General features: G+C 64.7%; 5 protein-coding genes. All 5 read left to right on the forward strand.

All coding sequences use genetic code 11. The features are described 5' to 3' along the window. Nucleotides 1-201: VOC family protein (locus ABWP09_RS13880; RefSeq protein WP_502959803.1), on the forward strand; the 201-nt coding region annotated here is incomplete at its 5' end. Continuing rightward, the gene (arsC, locus tag ABWP09_RS13885) at nucleotides 201-557 is read left to right on the forward strand and encodes an arsenate reductase (glutaredoxin) (protein WP_353205719.1); all 357 of its coding nucleotides are present in this window, start codon (nucleotides 201-203) and stop codon (nucleotides 555-557) included. The genes ABWP09_RS13880 and arsC, both read left to right, overlap by 1 nt. Beyond that, nucleotides 554-1,204 carry an aquaporin gene (locus ABWP09_RS13890; RefSeq protein WP_353205716.1) on the forward strand — a complete coding sequence of 217 codons (651 nt, stop codon included), beginning with the start codon at nucleotides 554-556 and terminating at the stop codon, nucleotides 1,202-1,204. Before arsC ends, ABWP09_RS13890 begins: the two co-directional genes overlap by 4 nt. Before the next feature lie 10 nt (nucleotides 1,205-1,214). Then, nucleotides 1,215-3,455 carry a phosphoribosylformylglycinamidine synthase subunit PurL gene (gene purL / locus ABWP09_RS13895; protein WP_353205717.1) on the forward strand — a complete coding sequence of 747 codons (2,241 nt, stop codon included), beginning with the start codon at nucleotides 1,215-1,217 and terminating at the stop codon, nucleotides 3,453-3,455. Nucleotides 3,456-3,510: 55 nt separating this feature from the next. After that, the coding region (locus tag ABWP09_RS13900) for a redoxin domain-containing protein (protein ID WP_353205718.1) at nucleotides 3,511-3,869 on the forward strand (359 nt) is incomplete at its 3' end.

The raw sequence follows: 3,869 nt of genomic DNA on the forward strand, positions 1-3,869 counted from the left end.
GCACGGCTCGATCAGGCCGATGCGCCGGTAGTCGAAGAAGGCGCGACGACGTGCTGCTACGCCAAATCCGAAAAGAGCTGGATCACCGATCCGCAGGGCGTGGTGTGGGAGACGTTCCTGACGCAGGGCGAAGCGACGACCTATGGTACGTCGGCGACGATCGATGCGCTGACCGCCAAATCCGCGTGCGGGTGCGCGTGATGCAGGCGACGATCTGGCACAATCCGGCGTGCGGCACCTCGCGCAAGACACTCGCCATTCTGGAGGCAGCTCCGGGGGTCGAGCTGACGGTCATCGAATATCTGAAGGCCCCGCCGACACGCGAGAAACTCGTCCAGCTGCATCGCGACGCCGGCCTTTCGCATCGGCAAGGCATGCGCACGACCAATTCTCCTGCCGCCGAACTGGTCGCGGACCTCGGCCTTAAGGATGCGGATGAAGCGACTATCCTCGACGCCATGATGGCACACCCGATCCTCATTCAGCGTCCCTTGGTCGAGACCGAAAAAGGCGTGCGCCTGTGTCGACCGCCCGAGACAGTGCACGAGATTTTGTGAACGACGCGCGCGCGGTTGCCGCGGAATTTATTGGCTCGCTGATCCTGTTCGCGACCGTGGTGGGATCGGGCGTGATGGCGCAGCGGCTGTCGGGCGGAAACGATGCCGTCGCGCTGATCGGCAACACCGCGGCGACCGGCGCGGTGCTGTTCGTGCTGATTACGCTGCTCGGCCCGATTTCGGGCGCGCATTTCAACCCGGCCGTCACGCTCCTGCTCGGCGCGCGCGAGCGCTGGCTGCCGTTTATCGCGGCGCAAGTGCTCGGTGGGATCACCGGCGTGCTGATCGTCCACGCGATGTTCGACATGCCCTTGATCGAACAGGGCATGAAAGTCCGCACCGGCATCGGCCAGTGGATTGGCGAATTCGTCGCGACGTTCGGGCTGTTGTTCACGATTGTCGTCGGCAGCCGCCAGCGCCCCGATGCGGTGCCGGCGCTGGTCGCCTTGTGGATCGTCGCGGGCTATTGGTTCACCGCCTCGACCAGCTTCGCCAATCCCGCGATCACGCTCGCGCGCGCGCTGACCGACAGCTTTGCCGGGATCCGGCCGGTTGATGCGCCGGGATTCATCCTTTCGCAATTCGCGGGGGCGTGGGCGGGGGTACGGTTCGCAAAGTGGCTAGCCCCCTCCCCCGCTGGCGGCTAATGCCTGCTGCATGACCGAAATAACCCCCGAGATCGTCGCCCAGCACGGGCTTTCCCCGGAAGAATATGAGCGCGTTCTGCACGCGATGGGCCGCGAGCCCAATCTGACCGAGCTCGGCATTTTCTCGGTGATGTGGTCCGAACATTGCAGCTATAAATCCAGCCGTATCCATCTGAAAAAGCTGCCGACTACCGGCCCGCAAGTGATCTGTGGCCCGGGTGAGAATGCCGGCGTGATCGATATCGGCGACGGACAGGCTGCGATCTTCAAGATGGAGAGCCACAACCACCCGTCATACATCGAGCCCTATCAAGGGGCGGCAACCGGGGTCGGCGGCATCCTGCGCGACGTCTTCACAATGGGCGCGCGCCCGATCGCCAACCTCAACGCCTTGCGCTTCGGATCGCCCGATCATCCCAAGATGCGGCATTTGATCGCGGGCGTCGTCCACGGCATCGGCGGATACGGCAATTGCGTCGGCGTGCCGACCGTTGGTGGCGAGGTGAATTTTCACCCAGCCTATGACGGCAACATCCTCGTCAATGCGATGACCGTCGGCGTCGCGCAGACCGACAAGATCTTCTATTCGGCGGCCAGCGGCATCGGCAATTCGATCGTCTATGTCGGCTCCAAGACCGGACGCGACGGCATTCACGGCGCAACAATGGCCTCGGCCGATTTCGGCGAGGATTCGGAGTCGAAGCGCCCGACCGTGCAAGTCGGCGATCCCTTCACCGAAAAATTGCTGATCGAGGCGTGCCTTGAACTGATGGCGTCGGACGCGATCGTCGCGATCCAGGATATGGGCGCGGCCGGCCTCACCTCCTCGGCGGTCGAGATGGCGTCGAAGGGCGGCGTCGGGATCGAGCTCGACATGAACGCCGTACCGCAGCGCGAGACCGGCATGACGCCGTATGAGATGATGCTGAGCGAAAGCCAGGAGCGGATGCTCATGGTCTTGAAGCCCGGCCGCGAGGATTTCGCCGAACGCATCTTCAAGAAGTGGGAGCTCGATTTCGCGGTGATCGGCAAGGTCACCGAAACCGGCCATATGGTGCTGAAATTCAACGGCGAAACGGTGTGCGACATCCCGCTCGCCCCGCTTGCCGACGACGCTCCGCTGTACGACCGCCCCGCCGCGACCAAGGAAGAGTATCAGGCCTGGGCGAAGGTGCCGCCGCTCGGCGTAATGCCCGAGGCGAGCGACATCGCCGCTGATCTGCTGACGCTGATGGCCTCGCCCGATATCGCTTCGCGCCGCTGGATCTGGGAGCAATATGATACCCAGGTCGGCGCCGATACGATTCAGCGCCCCGGTGGTGACGCCGCCGTGGTGCGCGTCCATGGCACGCAAAAGGGGCTCGCGATGAGCACCGATTGCACCCCGCGCTATTGCTATGCCGACCCGTATGAGGGCGGCAAGCAAGCGATCGCCGAATGCTATCGCAACCTCTCGGCGGTGGGCGCAATGCCGCTCGCCGTCACCAACTGCCTCAATTTCGCCAATCCGCAGCGCCCCGAGATCATGGCGCAGCTCACCGGCTGCCTCGACGGCATGGGCGATGCGTGCCGCGCGCTCGATTTCCCGATCGTTTCGGGCAACGTCTCGCTTTACAATGAGAGCAAGGCGACGGGCGGCGGCTCGGCGATCCTCCCCACCCCGGCAATTGGTGGCGTCGGATTGCTGCCCGACTGGTCGAAGTCCGCGACGATCGCGTTCAAGGGGACGGGCGACGTCATCGTCCTTATCGGCGAACGCAGCGGGCATCTCGGCCAGTCGCTGTGGCTGCGCGAAGTCCATGGCCGCGAGGAAGGCCCGCCGCCGCCGGTCGACTTGATGGCGGAGCGCCGCAACGGCGTGTTCGTGCGTAAACATATCGCCAATGGCGCGCTCACCGCCGTGCACGACGTGTCCGACGGCGGCGTCGCGGTGACGATCGCCGAGATGGCGCTCGCCGGCAATATCGGCGCGATGCTCCACGCGCCGCTGCCGTGCGGTGTCGCGTGCTCGCTGTTCGGTGAGGATCAGGGGCTGTATATCGCCACGATCGCCGATCATTTGCTACTCGCTACGCTGACCGCCGCCGATACGGCGGGGGTGGAAATCGCGCGGATTGGCCGCACGATCGCGGGGCGACTCATTTTCGAACTGCCCGATGACGACCATGTCGTGACGCTCGATCAGTTACGCTCCGCGCATGAAGGGTTTTTTCCGCAACTGATGGGGGACGCAAGCGCACCGCTCGCGTAACGTCACGCGGGCGGTAGGCGAATATAGCGGGGTAACAACCGGAAGGACCCCCGCCATGACATCACTCGCTCTTCGCGCTGCGCTTGCCGTCGCGCTCGCCCTCGGATCGGCGGGTGCCGCCACGATCGGTTATGCGCAGGCCGTCCCCGCAACGGCAGCGATCGGTCCGGCAGTCGGCACACGCATCGCAACCGGTGCCATGCTGACCGACAGCAATGGCAAGAAGACCACGCTCGCTGCGGTCGCGCATGGCAAGCCAATGATGGTCATCCTGTTCCGCTCGGCCAAATGGTGCCCCTATTGCCAGGGCCAGCTAAAGAGCCTCGGCCCGGTTGCGGCGGCGGCAAAGGCGAAGGGCGTCGGCTTCATCGCGATCAGCTATGATTCGCCCGCCGACCTCGCCGCCTTCGCCGC

The sequence above is a fragment of the Sphingomonas sp. genome, assembly GCF_040398505.1.
Classification (GTDB): Bacteria; Pseudomonadota; Alphaproteobacteria; order Sphingomonadales; family Sphingomonadaceae; genus Sphingomonas.

Bases quoted from the DNA above. Each gene is read 5' to 3' on its own strand.
- purL (WP_353205717.1), top strand. From the start codon at position 1,215: ATGACCGAAATAACCCCCGAGATCGTCGCCCAGCACGGGCTTTCCCCG.
- arsC (WP_353205719.1), top strand. From the start codon at position 201: ATGCAGGCGACGATCTGGCACAATCCGGCGTGCGGCACCTCGCGCAAG.